A 989-nucleotide genomic window follows, 5' to 3' on the forward strand; every position below is an offset into this window, starting at 1 on the left:
GCGCGGGCGTAGGCCCCGGCCACCTGGCTGCGCAGGTCGCTGGGCGTCGGGGTCGGGTGGGCGCGCGCCATTTCCGCCATCGCGGCCATTTCCCGCAGGCCGGCTTGTTGGCTTGCCCAGGTGCGGTTCAGTTCTTCGCGCAGATTGCCTTCCGCGGTATGGCTGCCATAAAAGGTGCCGGGCCTGTGCCATTCGCCCTCGGTGTCGCGGGTATAGGTATGTCCATCGGAGGCTTGGAGCGTTTGTGTCTGCGCGTGGGCATTGATGATGGCGGGCGAGACGGGTTCGTGGGCGGTGAATTCGTTCCAGTCGAATTGTTCGAAGGCGATGCGATGCCGCGCGGCGATGGCCGCCGGGGTATTGGCGGCGTTCTGGGCGATGATGGCCTGCGATTGTCGTTCCAACGCGTTGGCGCGTTCGGGCCCGACCGGCTCGTGGCGGGTGACGGGCAGGCGGCCTTCGAGGGTCTGGCGGATTTCAAGTTGCCATTGGCCGCTTTGCGCATCGCGCACGTAGTCGCGGCCGGTTTCGAAGGGGCTGGGCGGCGGCTGGGTGGATCGACTGGCATCCAGGCGGAAAGGGGCTTGTGGTTTCGGCGGATTGGCGAGCCCGAGCGCGTAGGAATCGTTGGCGGCGCGGTAGTTGAGTTCGTCGTGCAAGCGCCCGGCGGCGGCGAGGCGGGTGTCCTGGTAGCCGCCGCCGGGGGTGGGGGTGCGTTCGACGCGCGTCCAGGTGCCGTGTGGGTCGTCGGGCTGTCGGGACCAGGGGTTGCCGCTGCGATCGGTTTGGGTATGGATGCGTTCGATGTCTTTTTGTTCGGCCCAACGCTCGCCGAGATAAGCCCCGCCGATACCACCGGCGATGCCGGTGAGGAATGCGCCGGGCCCGGTCCAGGCGCCGGTGGCCGCGCCATAGCCGGCGCCGAACAGGAAACCGCCGGCCATGCCGCCGGCATTGCGGCCGATGAAATGGTTCTGCGCGGAATCCGC

The 989-nt window shown here is 68.1% G+C and carries 1 pseudogene; it reads right to left on the reverse strand.

Features of this window, described 5'->3' with window-relative positions:
* Window positions 1–989 (reverse strand): annotated as a pseudogene (locus EBB59_RS13260) (XVIPCD domain-containing protein); the annotation flags it as partial.

This window comes from Solilutibacter pythonis (genome assembly GCF_003697345.1).
In the GTDB taxonomy this organism is placed as follows: Bacteria; Pseudomonadota; Gammaproteobacteria; order Xanthomonadales; family Xanthomonadaceae; genus Solilutibacter; species Solilutibacter pythonis.